This window comes from Streptomyces sp. NPDC031418, from assembly GCF_055581605.1.
In genome coordinates this window covers 129361-153027 of record NZ_JBVIJC010000021.1, presented here as the reverse complement: position 1 = coordinate 153027, position 23667 = coordinate 129361, and the positions used below count along the sequence as shown (strand labels likewise).

Here is a 23667-nt window from a genome sequence, read left to right as displayed (position 1 = left end):
GCCGAGGGGCCCGCTCCGGAAATCCCGGAGCGGGCCCCTCGGCCGTCGCACTCAGAGTGCCGCGTCGGCCAGCAGCCGCACCTGTGCGGGGTCCGCCGTGCAGGGCAGCAGGATCAGCTCGTCGCAGCCCGCCTCCGCGTACGCCTGGGCGGCGTCGCGGATGCGTCCGGGGTCGGTGAGGACGCCGGCGGCCGTCCGCTCGGCCTTCGGGCCGACGAACGAGTAGTAGGCGCGCAGGTAGTCACCGGCGACACGGGCGGCGTCCGGGCCGAGGTGGGCGTAGAGGATGGCCACCATCCGCGGGCGCTCGGTGCGGCCCGCGTCGATCCAGGTCTGCCGCGCCTGGCGGACCAACTCGGCGTACGCGGTGACGGAGTTGCCGCCCGCGATCCAGCCGGTGCCGAACCGTGCCGAACGCAGCATCGCGCGCGGTGAGTGGCCGCCGACCAGCAGCGGTACGCCCTCCGGGCGGACCGGGGCGGGGCCGATGCCGGGGACCTTGCCGCGGCCCGCCCAGATCTCCCGCAGTTCGGTGAGCGCGGCGTCCAGGCGGGCCCCGCGGTCCCGGTAGCCGGTGCCGGTGGCGGCGTAGTCGTCCTCCCGGCCGCCGGCGGCGACCCCGAGCACCAGCCGGCCGCCGGAGAGGGCGTCGATGGTGGCGGCCTGCTTGGCGAGCAGTGCGGTGTCGCCCCGGTAGGCCGCGATCAGGATGGTGGTCAGCAGTCTGATCCGCTCGGTGACGGCCGCCGCCGCCGCGAGCGAGATCAACGGCTCGTAGTTGGCGTACACCAGCCGGTCCAGAACGCCGAGGCTGGCGAAGCCGCACTCCTCCGCACGGCGGGCCCACTGCGGCAGCGTGCGGCCGTCGATGTCGGGGACGGTGGTGGGCAGACCCAGTCCGATCTCCACGGTTCTCTCTCCTTCTGGTGTGCGCTCAGCGGACGGCTGCCGCCCGCGTGTCGGTGAGCCGCTCCAGCGCGGCGACCAGGTCGGCGGGGGCGGGCCGCTCCCGGTTGCGTTCGGCGAGGCGCCGGGCGGCGGCGCGCTCTTGGCCGCCTTCGAGCAGCCGCCGGATCTCGCCCCGCAGCCGGTCCGGGCCGGCCTCGTCACGGCTGAGCACCTCGCCGGTGCCGGTGGCCAGCACCCGCGCCGAGTGCCCTGCGTGGTCCGGGAGCTGGGGGACGAGCAGCAGGGGCACGCCGGCCTGGAGGGCCGTCAGTACGGTGCCGGCGCCGCCGTGCGCGACGACCAGGTCGGCGTCGGCGAGCAGCTGGTGCAGCGGGGTGTCCACGGTGACGGTGATCTCGGCGGGGAGGTCGCCGAGGAGCGGGACCTGGTCGGCGGAGACGGCCAGCACCACGTCGGTGTCCGGGCCGTGGGCGGCCAGGGCCGCCTGGGGCGCGAAGAAGTGCGCCGGGGACAGCCGGGCCATGGTGTGGCCCCAGGTCACCACCACCCGGCGCCGGCCGGGCCGGGGCGGTGCGGCCGGGGCGTTGGCGCCGGGCCCGTTGAACGGCACGTAGCGCACGGCCAGCCGCCGCTGGTCCGCCGGGAGCTGGAACTCGTCGGGGCACGGGTCGACGGTGAGGTCGCCGAACGGGTCGAAGGCATCCACGCCGTTGCGTGCGGCGAGCGGCGCGAGCACGTCGGGCAGCAGGGTCCGGGCGCGCAGCATCAGGTCGGTGCCGTAGAGCAGCCGCACGGCCGGGACCCCGGCCGCGGCGGCGGCGATCGGGCCGGCCAGGGCGGTGGGTTCGTACACCACCAGGTCGGCCCGCCAGTCGCGGGCCAGCGCGGTGAGGTCGTCGACCATGGAGTCCGCGTGGGCGTGGAACATGCGCAGGGCGCGCGGGCCGCGTCCCTCGGGTCCGGCCGGAGCGGCCGGCGCGGGAACGGTCCGCGAGGGCAGCAGATAGCCGCGGACCAGCCCGACCGCGTCCACGTCGTGCCCGACCGTCGCCGCGGGCAGTCCGGTCCGGACGGTCTCGTCGTGGATCCCCGGCTGGCCGGCGACCAGCACCTCGTGTCCGGCCGCCCGGCAGGCCCAGGCCATCGGGACCAGCCCGTAAAGGTGCGAGGGCCACGCCCAGGTCGTGAACAGTACCCGCATCGATCCGCCCCACCCTCTTCTGAGGTTCAGCTGACGGTCCGGAAGGTCCCTCATCGGGCTCTCGGATGGATCGCGGCCTGCTCGAGCTGCCGTCCAGGAGTTCGCGAGAACGGCGCGGGAGGGTGGCACGGCCCTGTACGGCCCGGGCACGACGGCAGCGGAAGGGAACTCGGATGGATCAGGGACTCGCGGGCAAGCGCGTACTCGTCACCGGCGGGACGCGGGGCATCGGGAGGACGACGGCGCTGGCGTTCGCCCGTGCGCGGGCGCGCGTGGTGGTGTGCTCGCGCACCGCCGGCGCGGACGCCGACTCGCTGGTGCGCGAACTGAAGGAGACCGGTGACGGGCACCTGGTGGTCCGGGCCGACGTGACCACCGGCGAGGGCGCGGCGGAGCTGGCCGAGCGGGTGCGGGAGTCGCTGGGCGGCCTGGACGCGCTGGTGAACAACGTGGGCGTGGACGGGCAGGTCTGGTTCGAGGAGCTGCCCGAGGAGGAGTGGCACCGGGTGATGGACGCCAACGTCACCTCGGCGTACCTGGTCACGCAGGCCGCGCTGGGGCTGCTGGCCGACGGTGCGTCCGTGGTCAACGTCGGGTCGTCGGTGGCGCTGCGCGGCCGGGTCCGCGGGGTGCACTACACGGCGTCGAAGGCCGCGCTGATCGGGCTGACCCGGGCGCTCTGCAAGGAGCTGGGGCCGCGCGGCATCCGCGTCAACACCGTGGCGCCCGGCCTGACCGAGACCGAGCCGGGCGCCGGGCTGCCGCCGGAGGCGGTCACCCGCATCGTCGGCATGACCGCCCTCGGCCGGATCTGCCGGCCCGAGGACGTGGCCGGCGCGGTGCTGTTCCTGGCCGGCGACACCTCGTCGTACATCAGCGGGGTGACGCTGAACGTCGACGGCGGGGTCTAGGCAATCCGGTCCGCGGGCTCCCGCCGCCCCGCCGAGGGCGTGCGGGAGTCCGGGGCCGGGACCAGGGGGGCGGGGCGGAGGTCGTGGACGATCCGGGTGACGGTCATGGCACCGCCCGTGCGCAGGGGGCGCAGCCTGCGCCGGTGCTCGACGTGCTCCGCGCTCAGCTCGAAGGCGCGGAAGCTCGCCTCGTCGGCCCAGTCGGTGAACACGTGGTAGACGGGCCGGTCCTGCTCCTCGTCGCGGACCAGCACCTGGCCCCGGTTGGCCGGCTGCCGGGCGATGATCGTGCCGATCTCCAGCCAGACCGCCTCGAACTCCGCCTCCCGGCCGGGGGCGATCTCCATCCGCAGGACCACCCGCACCGGCCCCCGCGCGTGCTCGGTCATCTCCACGCTCCCCTCGCTCGTGCTGCTCGTCCGCTCGTCGGGCGGGTCTTGCCGGCCCGCCCGCGCTGCCAGGCTGCCCGGCGCGACTCGAATCGCGCTCGATGGGGCTCCTCTTGAGCCGTCCTCGATGCCCCGCGCCGATCCTCGGGCCCCCCGACACCCCCCGCGGAGGAGATTCCGGATGACCGAGCAGCCACAGGTACCCGTACTGGTCGTCGGAGGCAGCCTGGTCGGGCTGTCGACGGCGCTCTTCCTCGCCCGGCGCAACGTGGCCTGCCTGGTGGTGGAGCAGCGCGCGGGCCTGTCCACCCACCCGCGCACCCGGGGCGTCAACCCGCGCTCGATGGAGCTGCTGCGCGCCGCCGGGCTGGAGGCCGAGCTGCGCGCGCTGCCGTCCGCGCGGGCGCTGGCCCGCAACAGCGGACTGCGGCTGGCGAGGTCGCTGGCCGGGCCGGAACTGGGCGCGTTCCAGGAGGAGTACTACCGCGAGGTCTCCTCCGACCTCGGCGCGCTGTCGCCCACGAGCTGGTGCCTGTGCCACCAGAACGAGCTGGAGAACGTGCTGCGCCGGGCCGCCGCACGGGCCGGGGCCGAGTTCCGCTTCGGCAGCGAGCTGGTGTCGTGCACGCAGGACGCCGACGGGGTGACGGCCCTGGTGCGCGACGGCGCGGACGGTACGACGAGCCGGCTGCGGGCGCGCTATCTGGTGGCGGCCGACGGCGCCCGCAGCGGGGTGCGCCACCGGCTGGGCATCCCGTTCGACGGCACGGGCGGGCTGGGCCGCTTCCTCGCGATCCACTTCCGCGCCGATCTCGCCGAGCAGCTCGGCGAGCGGCGGTTCGTCATGTGCTACACGTTCAACGACCGGGTCCGCGGCGCCCTGATCCCGCTGGACAACGCGAGCGAATGGCGGCTGGACGTCATCCTCGGCCCCGACGGCCCCGGCACGGCCGAGGAGGTGCTCGCCGCCTTCCCGGCCGAGCGGTGCGTCGAGCTGGTGCGGGCCGCGTCGGGCGTGCCGGATCTCGCCGTACGGGTGCTGGGCACCGTGCCGTGGGAGGCGGCCGCCAGGGTGGCGCGCCGGTTCCGGGCCGGCCGGGTCTTCCTCGCCGGGGACGCCGCGCATGTGATGCCGCCGAGCGGCGCCTTCGGCTCCAACTGCGGTGTCCAGGACGCCCACAACCTGGCGTGGAAACTGGCCGCGGTGCTCGCCGGGCAGGCCTCCCCCGAGCTGCTCGACAGCTACGACGCCGAACGCCGGCCCCTCGGCGCGGCCACCGTGCACCAGGCGGTGCTGCGCCAGCGGGACCGGCCGCGCGGCGGGAGGCGCGGGGCCCGGCGGGTGCTGCCGCCCGGCCTCGTGGAGGACATCACCCTCTGGTTCGGCTGGCGTTACGCGGTGGACGGCGACGTCTGGGTGACCGATCCGCGGGGCCTGCCCGGCACCCGGGCCCCCCACGTGCCGTTGCAGCGGGACGGTGCGGAGTGCTCGACCCTGGACCTGTTCGGGGACGGCCCGGTGCTGCTGACGGGTTCCCGGCCGGGACGCTGGCCGGCGGTGGCCGAGGCGGCGGCGCGGCGCCTCGGCGTGCCGCTGCGGGTGTACGGCATCGGCGGCGCCGGGGCGTACCAGGACCCGGACGGCACCTGGGCGAAGGCGTACGGCACGACGGACGCGGGGGCGGTGCTGGTGCGCCCGGACGGGGTGGTGGCCTGGCGCTCCCCCGGGGCCCCGGACGGCGCCGGGGACACCCTGCACGCCGCCCTCGCCCGGATGCTCGGCCGCTGACACCCGCCCGGGGCGGCCGGTCCGGCTCAGATGTGCTCGATCAGGACCGCGGCGTCGCCGTCGCCGTCGCCGGCCTCGACGACGGTGGCGAAGCGGGCCCGGACGGTGTCGAGCACGGGCATCTCGACACCGGTCCGCGCCGCGTCGGTGACGGCGAGGCGCAGGTCCTTCTCCATCAGCGCCGAGCGGAAGAAGGCCGGCCGGTAGCTGCCCTTGCGCATCAGCTCGGCACGGAACCGCATGACCTCGGAGCTGAATCCGGTCCCGGCGATGGTCGCGAGCAGCCGGTCCCGGTCGAGGCCGGCCCGCTGGCCGTACGTCACCGCCTCGGCGAGCGCGGCGACCTGGGCGCCGAGCAGCAGGTTGAGGATCAGCTTGGCGGTGGCGGCGGCGCCCGGCGCGCCGAGCGGCACGACCTCGGAGCCGATGGTCTCCAGCACGGGCCGCACCGCCTCGATGTCGGTGTCGTCGCCGGAGACGAAGACCCGCAGCCGGCCCTCCCGGGCCTGGAGCGGGTTGCCGACGACGCACGCCTCGACCCGGCGCAGCCCCGCCTCGGCGAGCCGGGCCGCGCTGTGCCGGGCGTACTCCGGGGAGACGGTGGAGGTGTCGATGACGGTGCTGCCGGGCTCCAGCGCGGGGACCACCTCGCCGAACAGCACCTTCTCGACGGCGGCCTCGTCGCTGAGGCTGAGCAGCACGGTGCGGACGCCCGCCACGGCCTCGGCCGGGGAGTCCGCGACCACGGCGCCCTGGGCGCGCAGCGGTGCGGCCTTGGCCGCGGTCCGGTTGTGGACGGTCAGCCGGTACCCGGCCCCGAGCAGGCGGTGTGCCATGCCGCCGCCCATGCTGCCGAGTCCGATGAAGGCCAGAGTGGTGGGGCTCATCGTGCCGCCTTCCTTCGTGGAGTGGGTTGCCGCGACAGTGGCTGTCCCCGGCGCCGGGGGACGGACGCCGGGGACAGCGGTCGCGGGGGTGCGGGGTCGTTCAGTAGGCCGCGTCGACCTGGTAGACCGCGAACGGCGTGCCGGTGCGGGTGTCCCGGTAGGGGCGCAGCGGCGCGGTGTCGTCGCGGTGTTCCGGACCGGCCTCCCAGTCCTGGAAGGCGGCCAGGCTCGCCCAGCGGCTGACCACCACGAGGGAGCCCGGGTCGTGGAGCCGGCTGAGCAGTTCGTTGCCGAGCATCCCGGGCACCTTGGCGAGCCGTTCGCTGACCTGGTGGTAGGCGGCGCGTACGGCGGCCAGCTCGTCGTCGTCGCGGGCGAACTGGTACACCAGCACCCGCACCTCAGGCATCGGCGCTCGCCGCCGGCCCGGGGATGTGGGCGGTGACCTCCATGGTGTGGAAGGAGCCGCCGCTGCGGTACGGGTGCAGCTTCGCCCGGTGTTCCAGGTGGGCGGGGCTGTTCTCGAAGGCGCGGAAGCGCGGCTCGTCCAGCCAGTCGCTGACGATCCAGTAGACGCCGTCCACGCCGGTGTCCTTGCACAGCCACTGCCCGAGGTTGGCCGGGTGGCCGGTGACCGCGTCGGTGCCGCGGTTCCACTCCTCCACGAAGGCCTGCTCGGCGCCGGGCTTGATCTCCATCCGCAGGGTGACCCGGAACGTCATCAGGAGATCCCCCCGTCGACGCTGACGGTGGAGCCGGTGACGTACCGGGACAGGTCGCTGGCGAGCCAGAGGACGGCGCCGGCGACCTCGTCCGGGGTGCCGAGCCGGCCCAGCGCGGTCTTGGCGCTGTAGCGCTCGACCATCAGCTTCTGCTGGTCCTCGGGGAGCTGGTGCAGGTTCTCGGTCTCCACCACGCCGAGGGCGACGACGTTGAACCGTATGCCCTGCGCGCCGAACTCCTTGGCCAGCGACCGGCTGAGGCCGACCAGGGCCGCCTTGGTGGCGGTGTAGTGCGAGCGCAGCGGGATGCCGGCCTCCACCGCCTTGGAGCCGATGCTGACGACGGACGAGCCCGCGTGCAGCAGCGGAAGGGCGTGCTGGATCACGAGGTGGGCGGCGGTGACATTGGTGGTGAAGATCCGCTGGAACTCCTCCACCGGCAGGTCGGCGTAGGGGATGTGGCTGATCGTGCCCGCGTTGTTGACGACCAGGTCGAGGCTGCCGTACGCCTGCTCGGTCCGCTCCACCAGGGAGGCGACCTCTTCCGGCCTGCCGAGGTCGGCCCGCAGGACGTGGTGGTCACCGCCGGTCTCCTTCAGCTCCCGTTCCAGCGAACCGACGTAGTCGCTGGGCTGCCGGTAGCAGGTCACCACGTCGACGCCGGCCCGGGCCAGCGCGAGCACGATGCCCCGGCCGACGCCTCGGGTGCCGCCGGTGACGAGGGCCTTCTTGCCCTCCAGGGCCAGGTTCATGGGTCTCCTCCGTGAGACTGGTCGGTGGGTGCGTCAGAGCAGGACGGTCAGTGCGCCGCAGTTGGCGGCGAAGGCGAGGACGGCGAGCGCGCTGCGCCGCCGGTTCCACGGGCCCCAGACCGGGCGCGGGTCGACTTCGGCGAAGTTCTCCGGGAGCCGGCCGGGGTCGACGCCCTGGATCCACCGGTTGATGGGGACGTTCTTGACGAGCGAGATGGTGACGGTGGCGGCGGCGAGCACCGCGCCGGCCAGGTACAGCAGCCGGGCCGTGGGCTGCGGGCCGCCGGCCGCCAGCGCCAGGTCGCCGACGACCGTGCCCAGCAGGAAGATCGGCATCGCCGGGTCGTAGCGGGTGGCGAAGAAGGCGTGCGCGTGGACGTAGCGGTCGGGCGGCAGGGTGGCGAGCAGCGGCCAGCCGCCGAGCTGGGTGCCGAGCAGCACCCCGGCGCCCAGACCGTTGAACAGCACCACCAGGGGTGCGAGGACGGCGGTCACCGCGACCCACTGCGGACGGCGGCCTCCACCTTGTCCTTGATCAGCTTCATCTGGACCGCGGTGTTGCGGTTGAGGTGCTCCGTCATGCCCGCGTCGTCCACGGGGGCCTGCGGCTTCATGTGGAAGTCCTGGATCCAGCGCATCCGCACCGCGCCGTTCTCGGCGGTGTACTCCCAGCGGATGTCCATGAACTCGAACGGCCCGGTCTCCACCCGGTACGCCTCGACCGTACGGCTCTTCGCGTCGGGGGTGCGGCGCGAGACCCAGCTCCACACGGTGCCGTTCTCGTCGGGGTGCATGGTGAGCCGGAAGGTGACGGTGGCGCCGTCGCGCTCCAGCACCTCGACGGCGGCGTACTCGCTGAACAGGCTGGGCCAGTTCTCCAGGTCGTTGGTGATCTCCCAGACGGTCTCCAGGGGTGCGTCGATGAGGATCGAGTTGTCGGTGTGGCCTGCCATGGGTGCGCCAGCCTTTCGTCAACGTCCGAGGACGACTGCCGAGTTGAAACCGCCATGGCCGCGGGCCAGGACCAGGGCGCGGCGCAGCGGTGTGGTGCGGGGTCCGTCGGTGACCAGGTCGAGGTCGCAGCCGGGGGCGAGATGCTCGACGCCGGGGGTGTGCGGGACGACGCCGTCGCGCAGCGCGAGCAGCGCGGTGACCACGTCCAGCGGCGCGCCGCCGCCGTACAGCCGGCCGGTGAGCACCTTGGGCGCCGTGACGGGTACGGCCCCCGGGCCGAACACCGCGCTGATCGCCCGGGCCTCGGCGAGGTCCTCGGCGGGAATGCCGGCGGCGTCGGCGAAGACGACGTCGATGTCGCCGGGGTCCAGTCCGGCGTCCGCGAGCGCCCCCTCGATGGTGCGGCGCAGCGCGGGGGGCCGGTCGGAGCCGGGGGCCGGGTCGAAGCCGGCGGCGTAGCCGAGCACGGTGCCGTACCGCTGCCCGGCCCCCCGCTCGGCGGCTCCGGCGTCGCTCTCCAGCACCAGGATCGCGCCGCCCTCGCCGGGCAGGTGGCCGGCGGCCGAGCGGTCGAAGGGCAGGTAGGCGCGGGCCGGGTCGCCGACGGTGGAGAGCTTGCCGGTGGCCAGCTGCGCGGCCAGGCCGTACGGGCACAGGGAGGCGTCGGTGCCGCCGGTGAGCACCAGGCGGGCGCCGCGCCGGGTGAGCCGGCGGGCCTGGCCGATGGCGTCGAGTCCGCCGGCCTGCTCACCGCAGAGCACCCCGCACGGGCCGCGCATCTTGTGCCGGATGGACAGCTGGCCGGTGGTCGCGGCGTAGAACCAGGCGACGGACTGGTAGGCGCCGACCCAGTCGGGCTCGTGCTGGTAGAGCGCCTCCATCTCGTGCTGGCCGAACTCGGTGCCGCCGGAGGAGCTGGACGTGACCACGGCCATCTCGTACTCGGGCAGCGCGGCGGGGTCGGCCCCGGCGTCGGTCAGGGCGGACTCGGCGGCGGCCAGGGCGAGGTGGGTCCAGTGGTCGGTCTCGCGGGCGACCCGGCTGGTCACCCAGTCGGCGGCACTGAACCCGCTCACCTGGCCGGCGTGCTGCACCGGGTAGGGGGTGGGGTCGAACCGGGTGATCCGGTCGATGCCGGACTTGCCGGCCAGCACGGCGGCCCAGTGGGCCTCCACGCCGAGTCCGGTCGGCGCGGTGACGCCGATACCGGTGATCACCGGCGGCGGCTGCTCGGTGGACATGGTCAACTCCTCCCGTGGGCGACCGCCCCGGGCCGGGCCAGGACCATCGCGCTCTGGAACCCGCCGAAACCGCTGCCGACCGTCAGCACCACGTCGGCGCGGTGCTCGCGGGCGGTGCGCGGGACGTAGTCCAGGTCGCACGTCGGGTCCGGGTTCTCCAGGTTGGCGGTCGGCGGTACCACCTGCCGGTCCAGCACCAGCGCGCAGGCGGCCACCTCGATGGAGCCGATGGCGCCCAGCGAGTGGCCGATCATCGACTTGATCGAGCTGACCGGGACGCGGTACGCGTGGTCGCCGAGGGCCCGCTTGAAGGCGGCGGTCTCGTGCCGGTCGTTCTGCTTGGTGCCGGAGCCGTGGGCGTTGACGTAGCCGACCGCCGTCGGGTCCAGGCGGGCCTGGTCGAGAGCGGTGCTGATGGCCTCCGCCATCTCGCGGCCGTCCGGCTTCAGGCCGGTCATGTGGTGGGCGTTGCTGCGTCCGGCGCTGCCGACGATCTCGCCGTAGACATGGGCGCCGCGCGCCTCGGCGGCCGCCTTCTCCTCCAGCACCATGACGGCGGAGCCCTCGCCGAGGACGAACCCGGCGCGGTCCCGGTCAAACGGCCGGGAGGCGTGCTCCGGATCCTCGTTGCGGGCGGTGGTGGCCCTGATCGCGTCGAAGCAGGCCGCGCTGATCGGGGAGATCGGCGCGTCGGTGGCACCGGCCAGCGCCACGTCGGCGCTGCCCTCCTCGATCAGCTGGACGGCGTGCGCCACGGCGTCGATGCCGGAGGTGCAGCCGGTGGAGACCAGGGAGACCGGGCCCTCCGCGCCGGCGGCCCAGGCCACCTCGACCGCGAGCGTGGAGGGGACCATGTAGCCGTACAGGTGCGGGACGACGTACTCGTGGTCGACCAGCCAGTTGCGGCCCTGGTCGCTGAGGACGGTGTACTCCTCCTCCAGGCCCATGGTGCAGCCGACGGCGCTGCCGAGGCCGACCGCGATCCGCTCGGGGGGTACGGCGGCCAGGTCGAGTCCGCTGTCGGCGATGGCCTCGCGGGCGGACACCACGGCGAACTGGGCGGCGCGGTCCATGCGCCGGATCTCCCGGGCGGTGAGACCGGCGGCGGCCGGGTCGAAGTCCACCTCGGCGGCGACCTGGGAGCGGAACTTGGCGGGGTCGAAGAGGCTGAGCCGGCGGGTCGCGGTACGGCCCTCGGTGAGCAGCTGCCAGAACGCCTCCCGGCCGACGCCGCCGGGCGCCACCACGCCGATGCCGGTGATCACCGCCCGGCGCTCGCCGCCGCCGCTCATGTGCCGCCCCCCACCCGGGGGTTGTCCGCCTCCGGCACCCGGACGGCCTCGGTGTCGACGTGCCCGAGCTCGGGGCGCGGCGCCAGCGGGGACAGGTGGAAGACGCACCTGGCCGTCGCGGTGCCGGTGTTCACCAGGCGGTGGCGGACGCCGATCGGCACCAGCAGCGAGTCCCCGGCCGCCAGCCGCACCGGCCGGCCGTCCAGGGTCATCTCCAGCTCCCCGTCGACGACGTGCAGGAACTCCTCGGAGTACGGGTGGTAGTGCTCGGTGATGTGGTCACCGGCCACCAGGGTCAGCGTGCCGCCGAAGCCGGAGGCGCAGCCGACGGTCTTCGGGCTGAGGGTGACCCGGATGTCGCCGCCGCGCCGGGTGTTGGCCTCGACCTGACCGGCGGAGACCTTCACGGTGCGGGTGCCTGCGGTGCGGTCGGTGCCGGTCACTGGATCCGCCCCCCGTCCTTGGTCCACACGTAGAACGGGGTCGCCATGGCGTCCTTGGGTTCCTTCCAGTCCGGGTCGTAGGGGCGCACGCAGGACGCCAGCCGGGTGTTGATGTCCTGGTAGAGCGGGTGGCTGCGGGCCTTGTACAGGTCCGGCGAGATGTCCTGGTCGGCCTCGACCAGGTGGAAGTACAGGTCGTGGAAGCGGAACAGGGTGCGTCGGGAGACACCGACCAGGTGGGGCAGCTCGGTCGCGTCGGAGTCACCGAAGATGCTGGCGATGTCATCGGCCTTGCCCGGATTCAGCCGGGCCACGATCAGGGTGCGGTGCACTGCTGTCCTCCTGCGGATAGGTGCCGACACCGACAGCCAGACTGTCCCCGGGGATCCTGGAGACCGGCTCAAGTACGGGTCCAAGCGCGGCACTTGAGGCGAACGCGAGTCGCGGGTGCTGGCATCGTGGCGTCCGGTGCGCCGACCTGTGGAGCGAACCCATGCCCTTCGCCGCCATCACCTACGACATCAAGCCCGGCTGCGAGGCCGAGCTGGCCGAGATCTTCGGCACCTTCCGCCGTGTGCCGTCCGACCGGGTGCCGGGCGAGGGCGGGCAGGACGCCGGCCGCATCCTCGCCACGGCCGTCTTCCTCCGGGACGACACCCTGGTGCGGGTCATCGAGTACGAGGGCGACCTGGACGCGGTGGCCCGTCACATGGCGTCCCAGCCGGGGGTGCGCGAGGTGGAACGCAAGCTGAAGCCGTACCTGACCCGGCCCCGGGACACCGACACCGTCGAGGGGTTCGTCGCGACCTTCCGGCGCAGCCTGCTGCGCACGGTGGCGCAGATCTCGGTACGGGACGTGCCCGCGGCGTCCTGACCGTACGCGGATCGGGCCGGCCCCCTGCCCGGGGGCCGGCCCGATCCGTCAGCCGTGCAGTGCCGCCACACTGTTGAGGGCGAGCGCCAGCACCGCGAGGGCGCAGCGCAGCAGATGCCATCGCCGCCACAGCGGGCGCGGGTCCGTCCAGTCGGCGGGCAGCCGTTCCGGGTCGGTGACGGCCTTGACCCGGCGGTTGATCGGCACGTTGCACAGGTGGGACACGGCGGAGACCCCGAGCAGCAGGACGGCCGCCGCCCCGGCGGGCACTCCCCCGCCGCCGGACACCGCCCACAGGATGTCCGCCAGCGTCGAACCGAGGACGATGGCCGGCATGGTCGGGTCCCAGTTCCGGCCCAGCAGCTGGTGTGCGTAGACGTAGGTGCTGACCGGCATCGCGAACAGCGCGGGGAGCACGCTCAGCGCGACGGCGAACAGCACTCCGGCGGTGACCCCGCTGCCGAGCAGCGCCAGCACGCCCAGTGTCGTGGACATGGGCCGCCCCTCAGCGCCGGGACGGATGGGTGTCCACGGTGAGCTGGGCGATGGGCCGCATGACGGCGTCACGGAAGTACGCCGCGAAGCCCTCGGCGCTGCTGGTGTCCCGCTCCTCGGCGAGGTACGGGGCCAGCCGCTCCTCCAGCACGTGCACTCCGCGCTGGGCGGCCATGTGCCGGCCGACCGCGGCGAAGTCGCCCTCGTAGTGGATGACCCGGACCAGGACGTCGTCCTTGACGAACACGCCGGTACCGAGCAGCCGCCCGGCGAAACTGCCGTCCTCGGCCGTGTAGTCGGGGGTGTCGACCCGCTGGAAGTCCGCGAAGATCGCGGCTATCTCGTCCTCGTGGCCGGGCTTGACCCGGTAGGTGATCGCTGCGTACGGCATCACGCGGCTCGCAGACCGAGAGCGTCGTTGATGATGCCGAGGAACAGCCGGGGCGTCTCGACGGCGATCACCTCGTCGTCGGACAGCTTGATCCCCAGCTCCCGGTCGAGGACACCGGTGACCTGGAGCAGGGCCAGGGAGTCGTAGCCCAGCTCGATGAACGGGACGTCGGTGACGTCGTCGGTGTCGAGGTCGTAGGTGTCGCTGTCGCCGGCGCACTCGCGCAGCTTCTCGATCAGCTCGGGCAGGGTGAACGTGCTCATCGGGCACCTTCCTGAGGGAGGGATGGGATCGGACGAAGCTCAGATGGCGCGCAGCAGCCGGGTGGAGCCGGGGCTCTGCGGTGCCAGGGCGAGGGCCGGGTCGGCCTCCAGCAGGGCGCTCTGCAACTCCCGCAGCTCGGGGGAGGGATCGAGTCCCAGTTCACGGCTGAGCAGGGTGCGCAGGCGCTGGTAGGTCTCCAGGGCGGTGCTGCGCCGCCCGGCCCGGTACAGGGCGATCATCAGCTGCGCCTGGAGGCCCTCGTGCAGCGGGTACTGGGCGCACAGGCCCGCCAGTTCACCGAGGAGTTCGTGATGGCGGCCGAGCCGCAGATCGGCCTCGATGCGCCGGCTGAGGATGCTCAGCCGGGACTCCTCCAGGGCCCGTGCCTCGGCCTCCAGCAGCGGGCCGCACTGCACGTCGACCAGGGCGGGCCCGCGCGACAGCGCCAGCGCCTGCCGGAAGACGGCCGAGGCGGTCACACAGTCACCGGCCTCCATCGCGCAGTGCCCGCGCCGGGCGAGCAGCTCGAACTCGGCGCTGTCCACCGTGCCGCCCTGGGTGTCGAGCAGATAGCCACCGGGCTCGGTGACCAGCACGCTCTTCGAGCCCAGCGGCAGATCGGCGGGCCGCTGCCCGTTCAGCGCGGCGGAGATGCAGCCGCGCAGCTGGAGCACATACGTCTGGAGAGTGGTCTGGACACTGCGCGGCGGGTCCTCGCCCCAGACCTCCTCGATCAGCGACTCCACCGACACCAGCCGGTCCGCCCGGCAGGCCAGCAGGGCCAGCACCTTGCGCGGCTTGGCGGCCGTCGGTACGACGGACACCCCCGACTGGTCGACCCGGAGCGGGCCGAGCAGGCCGATATCCATAGCGCCTTCTCCCTTCGCGGTTCGCGGTGGTGCCGGGCTCAGTCAATGGCGGCGAGCACCTGCTGATCGGCCAGCAACTCGCCGAGAACGCGCGGAAGTTCACCGTCGCGGACGAAGAAATGGCCGCCGGCCAGGGTGCGGAAGCGGAAGGTGGAGGTGGTCCAGCGCTCCCACTGGGCGACGGCGCCCGGGGTGGCGACCCGGTCGCTCTCCCCGGCGAACGCCCAGATCGGGCACGGCAACGGGGTACGGGCTCCCTCGCGCAGCGCCTGGCCGAGGCTGAGGTCGGCACGGGTGGTGGCGAGCATCTCGCGCAGCCACGCGGGGCGGCCGAGGAGTTCCTCGGGCACCCCGCCGAAGGACGACAGCAGCGCCAGCAGCGCCTCGTCGTCCAGATGCCGGGCCCCGATCAGCGGATTGGGCAGGTCGGGCGGCATGCAGGCGCCGACCACCACACCGACGGGCGCCTGTCGCCCGGAGCCGATGCGGTGCTCGGCGAAGCGGTACGCGACCAGAGCACCCAGGCTGTGGCCGTAGAAGGCGTACGGGCCCTGTTCCAGCAGCGGGCCGAGGTGCTGGTCGAACTCGTCGAAGAGCGAGTCGACATCGGTGATCCGGGCTTCACCGAGCCGGTTCTCCCGGCCCGGCAGGCGCACCGGCACCACCGAGACCTGGGGGCCGATCCGGCCGGCCCAGCCGGCGAAGGCCATCGCACCGGCCCCGGCGTGGTGGAAGCAGAACAGCCGAAGTGGCGCCCCGTCCCGCGGTCTGGCTGCGAAATACCGGTTCACGCGGCCTCCTTCGCCCCGTCGGCACCACCGGAAGGCAGTGCCAGACGATGGTGGCCAAGGGCTCTGGAAGGTCGCTGGACATGAACTGGAGAAGCGATCGAAGGGGACTTCGCAGGACCGGGTGGGTCACACGGCCAGGCTGCCCCGGACCGGCATCACGGGGGCCACGCCCTCCAGGCCGTAGTCGTCCACCGGCTCGCCGCGCAGGATGGCCCGCTGGAGGTGCTGGAGCACGGCGGACGGCTCCAGGCCGATCTCCTCTATCAGCGTCTCGCGCAGCTGGCGGTACACGCCGAGCGCCCGGGGTGCGCGGCCGGCCCGGTACAGCGCGACGATCAGGTGCGCGTGGAGCGCCTCGTCCAGCGGGTGGTGCCCGGTCAGCGCGGACAGTTCGCCGATCACCTCGTGGTGCCTGCCGAGCCGCAGGTCGGCGCGGATCCGCCGTTCCAGCACCCCGAGCCGGGACTCCTCCAGACGGGTGGCCTCGATGCGCAGCTGGGATCCGTGCCGTACGTCGACGAGGACCGAGCCGCGCCACAGCGCCAGGGCCGCGCCGAGCAGGGCGGAGGCGTCCTCCATGTCTCCCGCGCCGAACGCGGCGTGGCCGGCGGCGGACAGCCGGTCGAACTCGTTCGCGTCGACCGCGGAGGGCGCCGCCTCCAGGACGTATCCGCCGTGCCGGGTGGCCAGCACGTGCTCGGCGCTACCGGGCAGGCCGCTGCGGGCGGCGGCGGCACGCAGCAGCCGGCGCAGCTGGAGGATGTAGGTCTGCAACGTGGTGGCGGCGCTGCGGGGCAGGTCCGCGCCCCACAGCTCCTCCATCAACTGGGCCACCGACACGACGCGGTTGGCGTTCAGCGCGAGCAACGCGAGGATCTGACGCGGCTTGGCGGCCGTCGGGACGATGGACCCTCCACGGACGGCAGCGGTCAGTGGGCCCAGCACCTGAATTTCCATTCGTGGCTCCCCCATCTCGTTCCGCGAATGCCGAACCACTGGTGCGTCCGGTCATTCGGGATCGTGGCACGGGGAGCGCGCCGGGAACAGTGAGATCTTCAGGAGTCGGACAGGAGTGTGCGCCTGCGGGAAGAGGTGAGATTTTCACGTGGCGGACGTGAACTCCGCACTGGCGCCACCCGGCCGGCCACCGGATGATGGTTGTGTCATCAACTCCGCCAGCAGCCCGTCGGACACACGCAGGGCGTCAAGACCGTCTCCGCCCACGCCGAATCCGGCGTCGTACAGGGCGACACTGACCGTGTAGCGCCCTCCCACCTCGCAGGTGTGGAAACTCCACTCCTCGCCGGTGCCGGGCGAGCCGTCCGGGAGCAGCACCTCCCGTGCCTGACGGTCCTGCGGCCCGAAGCCGAACTCGGTGAAGCGGAACCGCATGCCCTGGCCGATCGCCTTGCTGTACGCCTCCTTCAGGGTCCACAGCCGGACGAGGGCGCGGTTGCGCGCGTCCTCGGGCAGCTTCGCCAGCTCGGCCAGCTCGTGCGGGGTGCACATCTGGGTCTCGGTGCCGAGCCCGGTCATCCGGCGGTCGCTCAGCTCGCAGTCGACCCCGATCCAGCCCCGCCGGGTGAGCCCGACCACGATCAGGTCGGCGGTGTGCGTCAGGCTGATGTCCAGCTGTTCATGACCGCGCAGATACGGCCGTCCGCCCAGCTTGTAGGCGAGTTCCAGCGCCTGTGCGGGCTCGCCCAGCACCGCCGAGGCGGTGTGCTTGAGCATCAGCCGGGAGGCCACGAACCGGGCTCTCACCGTGGGGTGCCGCATGCGCCGGAAGCGGGCGTGGTCGTGCCCGAGCCGCTCGGCCAGGCCGGGGTCGCCGAGGTCGGCCGGCAGCCAGTCGTCCAGCCGGGCGTGCACCAGCGCGCTGCCGTGCCGGGACACCGCCTCGCGCACCTCCTCCCAGGGGCCGTCCGGTCCGCGTACCTGGATCGGACGGGCGAACACGCGCCGGGTACGCGGGTTGACCACCGGGTCCAGTGAGGAGACCATTCAGACCGCCCCCACCGCGGCCAGCCTCCGGGTGAGGAGCCCGAGGATCGAGCCGACGGTGCGCAGCTCGGGCAGGATCTCCGGCATCGACAGCTCGCCCAGTTCGGGGAACCGCTGCTCCAGCCGTCCCTTGAGTTCCAGCAGCATCACGGAGTCGAAGTCGAGGTCGTCCACCAGCTGGAGCTCCTCGTCCAGTTCGCCGTCGCACGCCGCGGGCACGTCGCCGTCGAGCAGCTCCGGTGTCATCCCGCTGACGCCGAGCAGGGCGAGGCGCAGCCTCGGTACGACCGTGCCGTCGGTGGTCGCCTGGGCCGTCATGACGCGGCCCGCCCGCCGCGGCCTCGCCCGGCCGCCCGGTCCGTGAGGTACGCGGCCAGGCCGCCCACCGTCTCCGGCGCGTAGATCTCGTCGGGCTCCAGCTCCAGCCCGAAGACCTCGTCCAGCTCGCCGATCAGGCCGAGCAGCCGCACGGAGTCCAGGCAGAAGTCGAGCAGCGGCCGGCCGGGGTCGTCCGCGCGGACACCGGGCGGCGCCCCCGCCTGGAGCCGTGCCCCCAGCCATGCGTGCGGTTCGTGCTCGGTACCGTCCAGCGCGGTGAGCACCAGGCACTCCCGGTGCCGCGTCCCTCGGGTCATCGGTCCTCCCTTTCCTCTCGTCCCTCTCGCTCTGCTCCCGAGGCGCCCGGGGCGCCGGCCAGGGGTGTGTCGTAGAGGTCGTAGCTGCGGTGCTCGCGGTACCTCGCCAGGACCTCGGCGAGCAGCGGCTCCTCGTGGTCGGGCGTGGACTTCGGCAGGGTGGTGCCGAGGCGTCGCAGCACCCGGGCGAGCGCCGTCTCCAGCCACTCCGGGCGCGCCAGGAAACCGCTGCCCGCCGACCGCTGGTGGCGCCAGACGCCCAGGCAGGCGGCGCCGGCCAGGATCAGCGCGTAGCGCTCGGCCAGGGCGTGGGCGCGTGGATCGCCGAGCGCGGAGCGGCCGTCCCGGTCGAGTGCCGCGCAGCCTTCGCGGAGCAGGGCGAGTTCCCCCGCGAGCAGCCGGACGAGTTCGGCGGGCCGGTCGTCCTCGGGGCCCGGGGCGTCGGCGGCGAGCGCCAGTGAGGCGGCCAGCGGGTCGCCCCCGGCCGCCGGGCTGAGCCGCCCGAGATCCAGTGGGGGCAGCCCGCCGGCCTCCAGCCGGAACAGGCCGTCCACGGGCGCCGCGGTGGCCGCGGACCACGCGGTGCGGGCCAGCCGGGGCAGTTGGGGAATCACCGTGGCCCGGCAGGCCGCCGAACCGGCCGCGCCGAGGCCGATCATCGGCAGGTCGCGTACGTTCTTGCGGAAGGCGGCGTACGCGCCGTCCCGGGCGTGGAAGTCGGAGCCCAGCAGCGTCGACAGCTCGTAGGAGGTGTCGGTGAGCAGCTGGGGCAGCAGGTACTTGGCGGCCGCCGCGTACAACCCGGCGTCCTCCGGCACCAGATGGACGGCGCGGGTCGCCACCAGGGCCAGGCAGTCGCACAGCAGCAGGTCGACGAAGGCTCCGGCCAGGGTGCTCCGGGCGTGCGAGAGGCGCTGCGGGCCGGTGGCGTCGTCGGGCCCGTCGTCCACCACGCCGTGGTCCACGGCACAGGCGACCGCTGTGCGCAGAGCGGTGTCCGCGCAGCCGAGGGCCGCGGAGGCGCCGACGCTCCGGGTGACGGGGAAGATCCGCAGGGCGAGTTCCAGTCCGCGTCCCAGCTCGCCGACCAGTGCGTCGCCCGGCACCAGGCAGTCGCCGAACTCGACGCCGGCCACCCGGCAACCGCGGATGCCCCGGGTCCGGTGCCGGGGAAGCGCGGTGACGCCGCCCGCGGGCAGCGTGTCCCGTTCCACCAGGAGCGCCGAGTGGCTGAGCCGGCCGGTGCCGGTGCGGGCGAACAGGACCAGGGCGGCGGCCCTCTCGACGTTGTTGAGCGCCTCCTTGCGTCCGCTGAGCCGGAAGCCGCCCGGGCCGTCGGCGGCCGCGGTCAGCTCGTTGGACAGGAAGCTGCTGCCGGCCGCCAACTCCGGGTAGGCGGAGACCAGCCGGCCACCGGCGAGCAACAGACGGGCCACGGTCCGCCGCTGCTCCGGGCTGCCGACCGCCCACACCACCACGGCGGCGAGGAAGCTGGTGATGCCGTAGCCGAGGCCGAGGGCGGCGTCGCGTCGGAAGACCACCCGGGTCACCCGGGCGAGGGTGTCCAGTTCGGTCAGCCGGCCGCCGAGGTCACGGGGTACCAGCTCGCCGTTCAGACCGAATTGTTCGAGCAGCCGCTCGGCCGCCGCCAGGGGCTCCTCGCGGGCGTCGGCGTCGTGGAACGCCAGGGTGCCGACCGGGTTGCCTGCGTCGGCGGGGTCCCCGAATCCGCGCTCCAGCTCGGCGATCCGCCGCCGCACCTCCCACTCCTGCTCGCCCACGGCTGCCCTCTCACCTTCGGGTCCGGTCCGGCGGGCCGCCCGCCGTCGCACGGACGAAGTCCACGGCGTGCAGCGGCTTGATCCGGCCGCTGAGGAACAGCTGACGCATCGCGGTGCGCCGCAGCTTGCCGCTGGTGGTGCGCCGTACGGTGCCCGGCCGCACCAGCAGGACGTGCTGCACGGCGATGCCGAACTCCTCGGCCACGCAGCTGCGCACGGTGTCGGCCAGCGCGGGCACGTCCTCACCCCCGCCGCGCGCGCTGGTCCGCACCTCCTGGACCACGACGACCTGGTCCTGCTCCTCCCCCACCGCGAAGGCGGCCCCCGATCCGAACAGCACGCTGAGCTTCTGCACCTGCTGCTCGATGTCCTGGGGGTAGAGGTTGCGCCCGGCGACGACCAGCACCTCCTTGAGCCGGCCCGCGACGAACAGCTCGCCGTCGTCCAGGAAGCCCATGTCGCCGGTGCGCAGATAGCCGCCCTCCTCCGGACCGGCCCCGGCCGGAACGGCCCCGAACACCTCGGCGCTCTCCAGGGGACGGTTCCAGTACCCGCCGGCCACGCTGCTCCCGCGCAGCCAGATCTCGCCGACCTCACCCGCGGGCAGCGGACGCAGTGTCTCCGGGTCGACGATCAGCGCCTCCACCTCGTCGATCACCGGGCCGACGGGCACGAAGGTGCGGGACGGCCGTCCCGGCGCGGCCGGCTCGATCCGGCCCGCGCCCAGCGCGGCGGCGTCCACCGTGCGCCGGGGCGGTCGAGGGCTGGGGCCGCCGACCGCCACCAGCAGGGTGGCCTCGGCCAGGCCGTACCCGGGGCGCAGCGCCTGTGGCCGCAGACCGGCCGGGGCGAACCGCGCGGCGAAGGCGTCCAGGGTGTCGGCCCGGACCGGCTCCGCGCCGCTGACGGCCACCTCCCAGCGCGACAGGTCGAGTTCGGCGGCCTGCTGCTCCGTGACCCGCTCGACGCACAGCCGGTAGGCGAAGTCGGGCGCGCCGGAGACCGTGACGCCGTACCGGTCGATCATGCGTAGCCAGCGCAAGGGTCGCAGGGCGAAGGCGCGCGGCGGCATCAGCACGGTCGTGGCACCGAGGAACAGGGGGTGCAGCAGCTGTCCGATCAGACCCATGTCGTGGTGGAACGGCAGCCAGCCGCCGAACCGGGACTCCTCGCCGGTACCGAGGGCGCGCTGGATGGCCGCCTGGTCGGCGAGCAGCTGGGCATGGCTGACCACCACACCCTTGGGCTGGCTGACCGAGCCGGAGGTGTACTGGAGCAACACCGGCTGGTCGGGCCGGACGGCGGGGCGTTCCCAGGCGTCGGGGTCGCCCAGGAGCGCGCGGTCGGTCGCCAGACAGGGGATGTGCGCGTGACCGGCCGCCGCGAGCAGCTGGGAGACGGCCGGCGCGTGCTGGGTGTCGGTGAGCACGAGCGCGGCGGCGGCGTCCTTGAGGATGCCGACCAGTCGCTCGGCCGACTGCCGGGTGCCGGTCGGCGCGGGTGCGGGGACCGGTATCGCACCGGCGTACAGGCAGCCCAGGAAGGCGGGCAGGAAACCGCCGTTGTCGCCGTGGCAGAGCACCACCGGCCGCCCGGCCGGCCGGTGGTCCTGGAGCCGGGAGGCGATCCCCTTCGCCGTGCGGTCCAGCAGGCCGTAGGTGACCATGACGTCGTCGCCGTCCCCGGTGAGGCGGTACGCCTCGCGGTCCGCCAGCTCGGCGCCCCGGCGAAGCAGCAGGTCGGTGAAATCAGCAGCTCTGGCCACCACAACTCCTCCACGTCGGGTCTGCCTGCACCAGTCGAGCGTGTGTGCCCTCGCTCAAGCCCGGCTCGAAGTCCGGGGGACCGCATCCGCCCTGGTCACCAACCCTTCAGCCAGGACAGCACGCGTACTCGGCGCAGTTGCCGCGACAGCCCCAGTTCGGCCTCGCTGAGCGGGCGGTCGTCGACGACCTTCTCGGGGTGGGCCGCCCCGGGCGGACGGCGCAGCCCCGGCCCGCTCGGCGGGCTCACCAGCTGGGCCATGACCGGGGCGGGCGGCATGAAGCCGTACATCGCCCCCAGGGTCGCGAGCTGCCGCAGCAGGCCGGCCAGGGCACGCTCGGTGGCAGGCGACATGGTTCCTCCTCCTTGTACGTGGCTGGTGGGGACCCGGTCGGGTCCGCAACAGGCTCGCACCAGGCGCTCAAGTCGCACTCAGGCCGCGCGCTGCCGGCTCAGCCTCAGGCCGCGCGCTGCCAGCTCAGCGGAGACCGGTACGCCGCCGGGCGCGGGATCGGCAGGCGCACGGGTGCGCACGGCCGGCGGTCCGCGGCGAGACGGGCGGCCAGTACGGCGGTGAGCGCGGCGAGTTCCTCGGCGGTGGGCGTGCCGCGTTCGATGCGCAGGTCGAACATGGTCGGGTCTCCCCTCACATGGGCTGGTTGCCGTGCTTGCGGCTGGGCAGCTCCGCGTGCTTGGCGCGGAGCATGGCGAGTGCGGCGGCCAGCACGGCACGGGTCTCGGCGGGGTCGATGACGTCGTCCACGAGACCGCGCTCGGCCCCGTAGTACGGGTGCATCAGCTCGCTCCGGTACTCCTTGATCCGCTGGGCCCGCATCGCCTCCGGGTCCTTCGCCGCGGCGATCTCCCGCCGGAAGATCACGTTCGCGGCGCCCTCGGCCCCCATGACGGCGATCTCGTTGGTCGGCCAGGCGTACGCCAGGTCCGCGCCGATCGAGCGCGAGTCCATCACGATGTAGGCGCCCCCGTAGGCCTTGCGCAGGATCACCGAGACGCGCGGGACGGTCGCGGCGCAGTAGGCGTACAGCAGCTTGGCGCCGTGCCGGATGATGCCGCCGTGCTCCTGGTCGACGCCCGGCAGGAAGCCCGGCACGTCCAGCAGCGTCACCAGCGGGATGTTGAAGGCGTCGCAGGTCTGGACGAACCGCGCCGCCTTGTCCGAGGCGTCGATGTCCAGCACACCCGCCAGCGACTGCGGCTGGTTGGCGACCAGGCCGGTCACCTGGCCGTCGATCCGGGCGAGGGCGCAGATGACGTTGGTCGCCCAGTGCTCGCCGACCTCCAGGTACTCCCCGTCGTCGACGATCTCCTCGATCACCTGGCGCATGTCGTACGGGCGGTTGCCGTCGGCGGGCACCAGGTCCAGCAACGCGTCGTTGCGGCGCTCGACGGGGTCGCCGGACGGCAGCACCGGGGGCGCCTCCCGGTTGTTCTGCGGCAGCAGCGACAGCAGATAGCGCACCTCTTCGATGCAGGACTGCTCGGTGTCGTGGACGAAGTGCGACACCCCCGAGACCGAGGAGTGGACGTCGGCGCCGCCGAGCCCGTTGTGGGAGATCGTCTCGCCGGTCACCGCCTGGACGACGTCCGGACCGGTGATGAACATCTGCGAGGTCTCGCGCACCATGAACACGAAGTCGGTCAGCGCCGGCGAGTACGCCGCGCCGCCCGCGCACGGGCCGAGCATCACGGAGATCTGCGGGATCACCCCGGAGGCACGGGTGTTGCGCTGGAAGATGCCGCCGTACCCGGCGAGGGCGGTGACCCCCTCCTGAATGCGGGCGCCGGCGCCGTCGTTCAGCGAGACCAGCGGCGCGCCGGCCGCGATGGCCATGTCCATGATCTTGTGGATCTTCTGCGCGTGGGCCTCGCCGAGCGCGCCGCCGAAGATCCGGAAGTCGTGCGCGTACACGAACACCGTCCGCCCGTGCACCGTGCCCCAGCCGCCGATCACACCGTCGGTGTACGGCCGCTTCGCCTCCATGCCGAAGCCCTGCGCACGGTGCCGGCGCAGCGGCTCGACCTCGTGGAAGGAACCCTCGTCCAGCAGCAGACCGATCCGCTCGCGCGCGGTCAGCTTGCCCTTGGCGTGTTGCGCCTCGGTGGCCTTGTCATCGGGGCCCCGCAGGACCCGCTCCCGGATCTCGTGCAGCTCCGCGACCCGTTCCCGTGCGGTCATGGCATCCTCCTCCGCGCGACGGCTGCGGTCACGCTGGGAGAGGCACCTCGGAACAGGCTGGAGACCGGGTCGACAGGGCGGTAGTGCGGGGCTCCTGACCCCGCTGTGACTT

At 73.7% G+C, this 23667-nt stretch carries 30 protein-coding genes; 3 read left to right on the top strand and 27 right to left on the bottom strand.

The annotated features are described in order from the left end of the window. Window positions 1-51 precede the first annotated feature (51 nt). The gene (locus ACZ5CZ_RS28900; RefSeq protein ID WP_468947191.1) at window positions 52-909 is read right to left on the bottom strand and encodes an LLM class flavin-dependent oxidoreductase; all 858 of its coding nucleotides are present in this window, start codon (window positions 907-909) and stop codon (window positions 52-54) included. 25 nt (window positions 910-934) lie between these two features. Next, window positions 935-2110: a nucleotide disphospho-sugar-binding domain-containing protein gene (locus tag ACZ5CZ_RS28895; protein ID WP_468947189.1), complete on the bottom strand. Its 1176-nt coding sequence runs from the start codon at window positions 2108-2110 to the stop codon at window positions 935-937. 173 nt (window positions 2111-2283) lie between these two features. Here ACZ5CZ_RS28895 and ACZ5CZ_RS28890 point away from each other — a divergent pair, with 173 nt between their 5' ends. Continuing rightward, window positions 2284-3021, top strand: a complete 738-nt coding sequence (locus ACZ5CZ_RS28890; protein WP_385846748.1) for an SDR family NAD(P)-dependent oxidoreductase — start codon at window positions 2284-2286, stop codon at window positions 3019-3021. On the opposite strand, the gene ACZ5CZ_RS28885 is transcribed toward ACZ5CZ_RS28890, so the two are convergent. Beyond that, window positions 3018-3410, bottom strand: a complete 393-nt coding sequence (locus ACZ5CZ_RS28885) for an antibiotic biosynthesis monooxygenase family protein (RefSeq protein WP_385846749.1) — start codon at window positions 3408-3410, stop codon at window positions 3018-3020. The genes ACZ5CZ_RS28890 and ACZ5CZ_RS28885 overlap by 4 nt on opposite strands. A gap of 181 nt (window positions 3411-3591) precedes the next feature. Between ACZ5CZ_RS28885 and ACZ5CZ_RS28880 the strand changes: the two genes are divergently transcribed. Next, window positions 3592-5199 (top strand): FAD-dependent oxidoreductase, encoded by a 1608-nt coding sequence (locus tag ACZ5CZ_RS28880; RefSeq protein WP_468947188.1) that lies wholly within the window; start codon window positions 3592-3594, stop codon window positions 5197-5199. Window positions 5200-5225: 26 nt separating this feature from the next. On the opposite strand, the gene ACZ5CZ_RS28875 is transcribed toward ACZ5CZ_RS28880, so the two are convergent. From ACZ5CZ_RS28875 to ACZ5CZ_RS28830, 10 genes are all read right to left on the bottom strand, one after another. After that, window positions 5226-6086, bottom strand: a complete 861-nt coding sequence (locus ACZ5CZ_RS28875; RefSeq protein WP_468947186.1) for an NAD(P)-dependent oxidoreductase — start codon at window positions 6084-6086, stop codon at window positions 5226-5228. Between the two features lie 100 nt (window positions 6087-6186). Further along, the gene (locus tag ACZ5CZ_RS28870) at window positions 6187-6495 is read right to left on the bottom strand and encodes an antibiotic biosynthesis monooxygenase family protein (protein WP_385846753.1); all 309 of its coding nucleotides are present in this window, start codon (window positions 6493-6495) and stop codon (window positions 6187-6189) included. Next, entirely contained in the window at window positions 6488-6808 is a 321-nt protein-coding gene (locus tag ACZ5CZ_RS28865; RefSeq protein ID WP_385846755.1) for an antibiotic biosynthesis monooxygenase family protein, read from the bottom strand. The genes ACZ5CZ_RS28870 and ACZ5CZ_RS28865 overlap by 8 nt, the downstream gene beginning before the upstream one ends. Then, the gene (locus ACZ5CZ_RS28860) at window positions 6808-7560 is read right to left on the bottom strand and encodes an SDR family NAD(P)-dependent oxidoreductase (protein WP_385846757.1); all 753 of its coding nucleotides are present in this window, start codon (window positions 7558-7560) and stop codon (window positions 6808-6810) included. Before ACZ5CZ_RS28860 ends, ACZ5CZ_RS28865 begins: the two co-directional genes overlap by 1 nt. 33 nt (window positions 7561-7593) lie before the next feature. Further along, window positions 7594-8055 carry an anthrone oxygenase family protein gene (locus ACZ5CZ_RS28855; protein ID WP_467549116.1) on the bottom strand — a complete coding sequence of 154 codons (462 nt, stop codon included), beginning with the start codon at window positions 8053-8055 and terminating at the stop codon, window positions 7594-7596. Further along, window positions 8052-8513 (bottom strand): SRPBCC family protein, encoded by a 462-nt coding sequence (locus ACZ5CZ_RS28850; RefSeq protein WP_468947184.1) that lies wholly within the window; start codon window positions 8511-8513, stop codon window positions 8052-8054. Before ACZ5CZ_RS28850 ends, ACZ5CZ_RS28855 begins: the two co-directional genes overlap by 4 nt. Window positions 8514-8531: 18 nt before the next feature. Continuing rightward, window positions 8532-9755 (bottom strand): ketosynthase chain-length factor, encoded by a 1224-nt coding sequence (locus ACZ5CZ_RS28845; RefSeq protein WP_468947182.1) that lies wholly within the window; start codon window positions 9753-9755, stop codon window positions 8532-8534. A gap of 2 nt (window positions 9756-9757) precedes the next feature. Beyond that, window positions 9758-11047, bottom strand: a complete 1290-nt coding sequence (locus ACZ5CZ_RS28840) for a beta-ketoacyl-[acyl-carrier-protein] synthase family protein (RefSeq protein WP_385846762.1) — start codon at window positions 11045-11047, stop codon at window positions 9758-9760. Then, a complete protein-coding gene (locus ACZ5CZ_RS28835; RefSeq protein WP_385846764.1) occupies window positions 11044-11490 on the bottom strand; it encodes a cupin domain-containing protein in 447 nt (148 codons plus the stop codon). The genes ACZ5CZ_RS28840 and ACZ5CZ_RS28835 overlap by 4 nt, the downstream gene beginning before the upstream one ends. Continuing rightward, window positions 11487-11822 (bottom strand): TcmI family type II polyketide cyclase, encoded by a 336-nt coding sequence (locus ACZ5CZ_RS28830; RefSeq protein WP_385846766.1) that lies wholly within the window; start codon window positions 11820-11822, stop codon window positions 11487-11489. Before ACZ5CZ_RS28830 ends, ACZ5CZ_RS28835 begins: the two co-directional genes overlap by 4 nt. Before the next feature lie 161 nt (window positions 11823-11983). Between ACZ5CZ_RS28830 and ACZ5CZ_RS28825 the strand changes: the two genes are divergently transcribed. Beyond that, entirely contained in the window at window positions 11984-12364 is a 381-nt protein-coding gene (locus ACZ5CZ_RS28825) for a SchA/CurD-like domain-containing protein (RefSeq protein WP_385846767.1), read from the top strand. Between the two features lie 48 nt (window positions 12365-12412). Here ACZ5CZ_RS28825 and ACZ5CZ_RS28820 read toward each other — a convergent pair whose 3' ends face one another. The 14 genes from ACZ5CZ_RS28820 to ACZ5CZ_RS28755 all read right to left on the bottom strand — a co-directional run bounded on the left by ACZ5CZ_RS28820 (window position 12413) and on the right by ACZ5CZ_RS28755 (window position 23555). Continuing rightward, window positions 12413-12859: an anthrone oxygenase family protein gene (locus tag ACZ5CZ_RS28820; RefSeq protein WP_385846768.1), complete on the bottom strand. Its 447-nt coding sequence runs from the start codon at window positions 12857-12859 to the stop codon at window positions 12413-12415. 10 nt (window positions 12860-12869) lie between these two features. After that, on the bottom strand, window positions 12870-13250 hold the full coding sequence (locus ACZ5CZ_RS28815) for a SchA/CurD-like domain-containing protein (protein WP_385846770.1): 381 nt from the start codon (window positions 13248-13250) through the stop codon (window positions 12870-12872). Beyond that, entirely contained in the window at window positions 13250-13513 is a 264-nt protein-coding gene (locus ACZ5CZ_RS28810; protein ID WP_385846771.1) for an acyl carrier protein, read from the bottom strand. The genes ACZ5CZ_RS28815 and ACZ5CZ_RS28810 overlap by 1 nt, the downstream gene beginning before the upstream one ends. A gap of 39 nt (window positions 13514-13552) precedes the next feature. Beyond that, window positions 13553-14383, bottom strand: a complete 831-nt coding sequence (locus ACZ5CZ_RS28805) for an AfsR/SARP family transcriptional regulator (RefSeq protein ID WP_385846773.1) — start codon at window positions 14381-14383, stop codon at window positions 13553-13555. A 38-nt stretch (window positions 14384-14421) separates the two neighbouring features. After that, window positions 14422-15174, bottom strand: a complete 753-nt coding sequence (locus ACZ5CZ_RS28800) for a thioesterase II family protein (protein ID WP_385846774.1) — start codon at window positions 15172-15174, stop codon at window positions 14422-14424. Between the two features lie 126 nt (window positions 15175-15300). Beyond that, on the bottom strand, window positions 15301-16131 hold the full coding sequence (locus tag ACZ5CZ_RS28795; RefSeq protein ID WP_385846776.1) for an AfsR/SARP family transcriptional regulator: 831 nt from the start codon (window positions 16129-16131) through the stop codon (window positions 15301-15303). A gap of 144 nt (window positions 16132-16275) precedes the next feature. Then, entirely contained in the window at window positions 16276-17178 is a 903-nt protein-coding gene (locus ACZ5CZ_RS28790; RefSeq protein WP_385846778.1) for a 4'-phosphopantetheinyl transferase family protein, read from the bottom strand. Further along, a complete protein-coding gene (locus ACZ5CZ_RS28785) occupies window positions 17179-17496 on the bottom strand; it encodes an acyl carrier protein (protein WP_467549125.1) in 318 nt (105 codons plus the stop codon). Beyond that, entirely contained in the window at window positions 17493-17813 is a 321-nt protein-coding gene (locus ACZ5CZ_RS28780; RefSeq protein ID WP_385846781.1) for an acyl carrier protein, read from the bottom strand. Before ACZ5CZ_RS28780 ends, ACZ5CZ_RS28785 begins: the two co-directional genes overlap by 4 nt. Further along, window positions 17810-19594, bottom strand: a complete 1785-nt coding sequence (locus tag ACZ5CZ_RS28775; RefSeq protein ID WP_468947175.1) for an acyl-CoA dehydrogenase — start codon at window positions 19592-19594, stop codon at window positions 17810-17812. The genes ACZ5CZ_RS28780 and ACZ5CZ_RS28775 overlap by 4 nt, the downstream gene beginning before the upstream one ends. Before the next feature lie 10 nt (window positions 19595-19604). After that, window positions 19605-21359, bottom strand: a complete 1755-nt coding sequence (locus tag ACZ5CZ_RS28770) for a fatty acyl-AMP ligase (protein ID WP_468947174.1) — start codon at window positions 21357-21359, stop codon at window positions 19605-19607. Between the two features lie 95 nt (window positions 21360-21454). Continuing rightward, the gene (locus ACZ5CZ_RS28765) at window positions 21455-21712 is read right to left on the bottom strand and encodes a DUF6059 family protein (RefSeq protein WP_385846785.1); all 258 of its coding nucleotides are present in this window, start codon (window positions 21710-21712) and stop codon (window positions 21455-21457) included. 104 nt (window positions 21713-21816) lie between these two features. Next, window positions 21817-21990 (bottom strand): acyl-CoA carboxylase epsilon subunit, encoded by a 174-nt coding sequence (locus ACZ5CZ_RS28760; protein WP_385846787.1) that lies wholly within the window; start codon window positions 21988-21990, stop codon window positions 21817-21819. A 14-nt stretch (window positions 21991-22004) separates the two neighbouring features. Continuing rightward, window positions 22005-23555 (bottom strand): acyl-CoA carboxylase subunit beta, encoded by a 1551-nt coding sequence (locus tag ACZ5CZ_RS28755; RefSeq protein ID WP_385846788.1) that lies wholly within the window; start codon window positions 23553-23555, stop codon window positions 22005-22007. Window positions 23556-23667 lie beyond the last annotated feature (112 nt).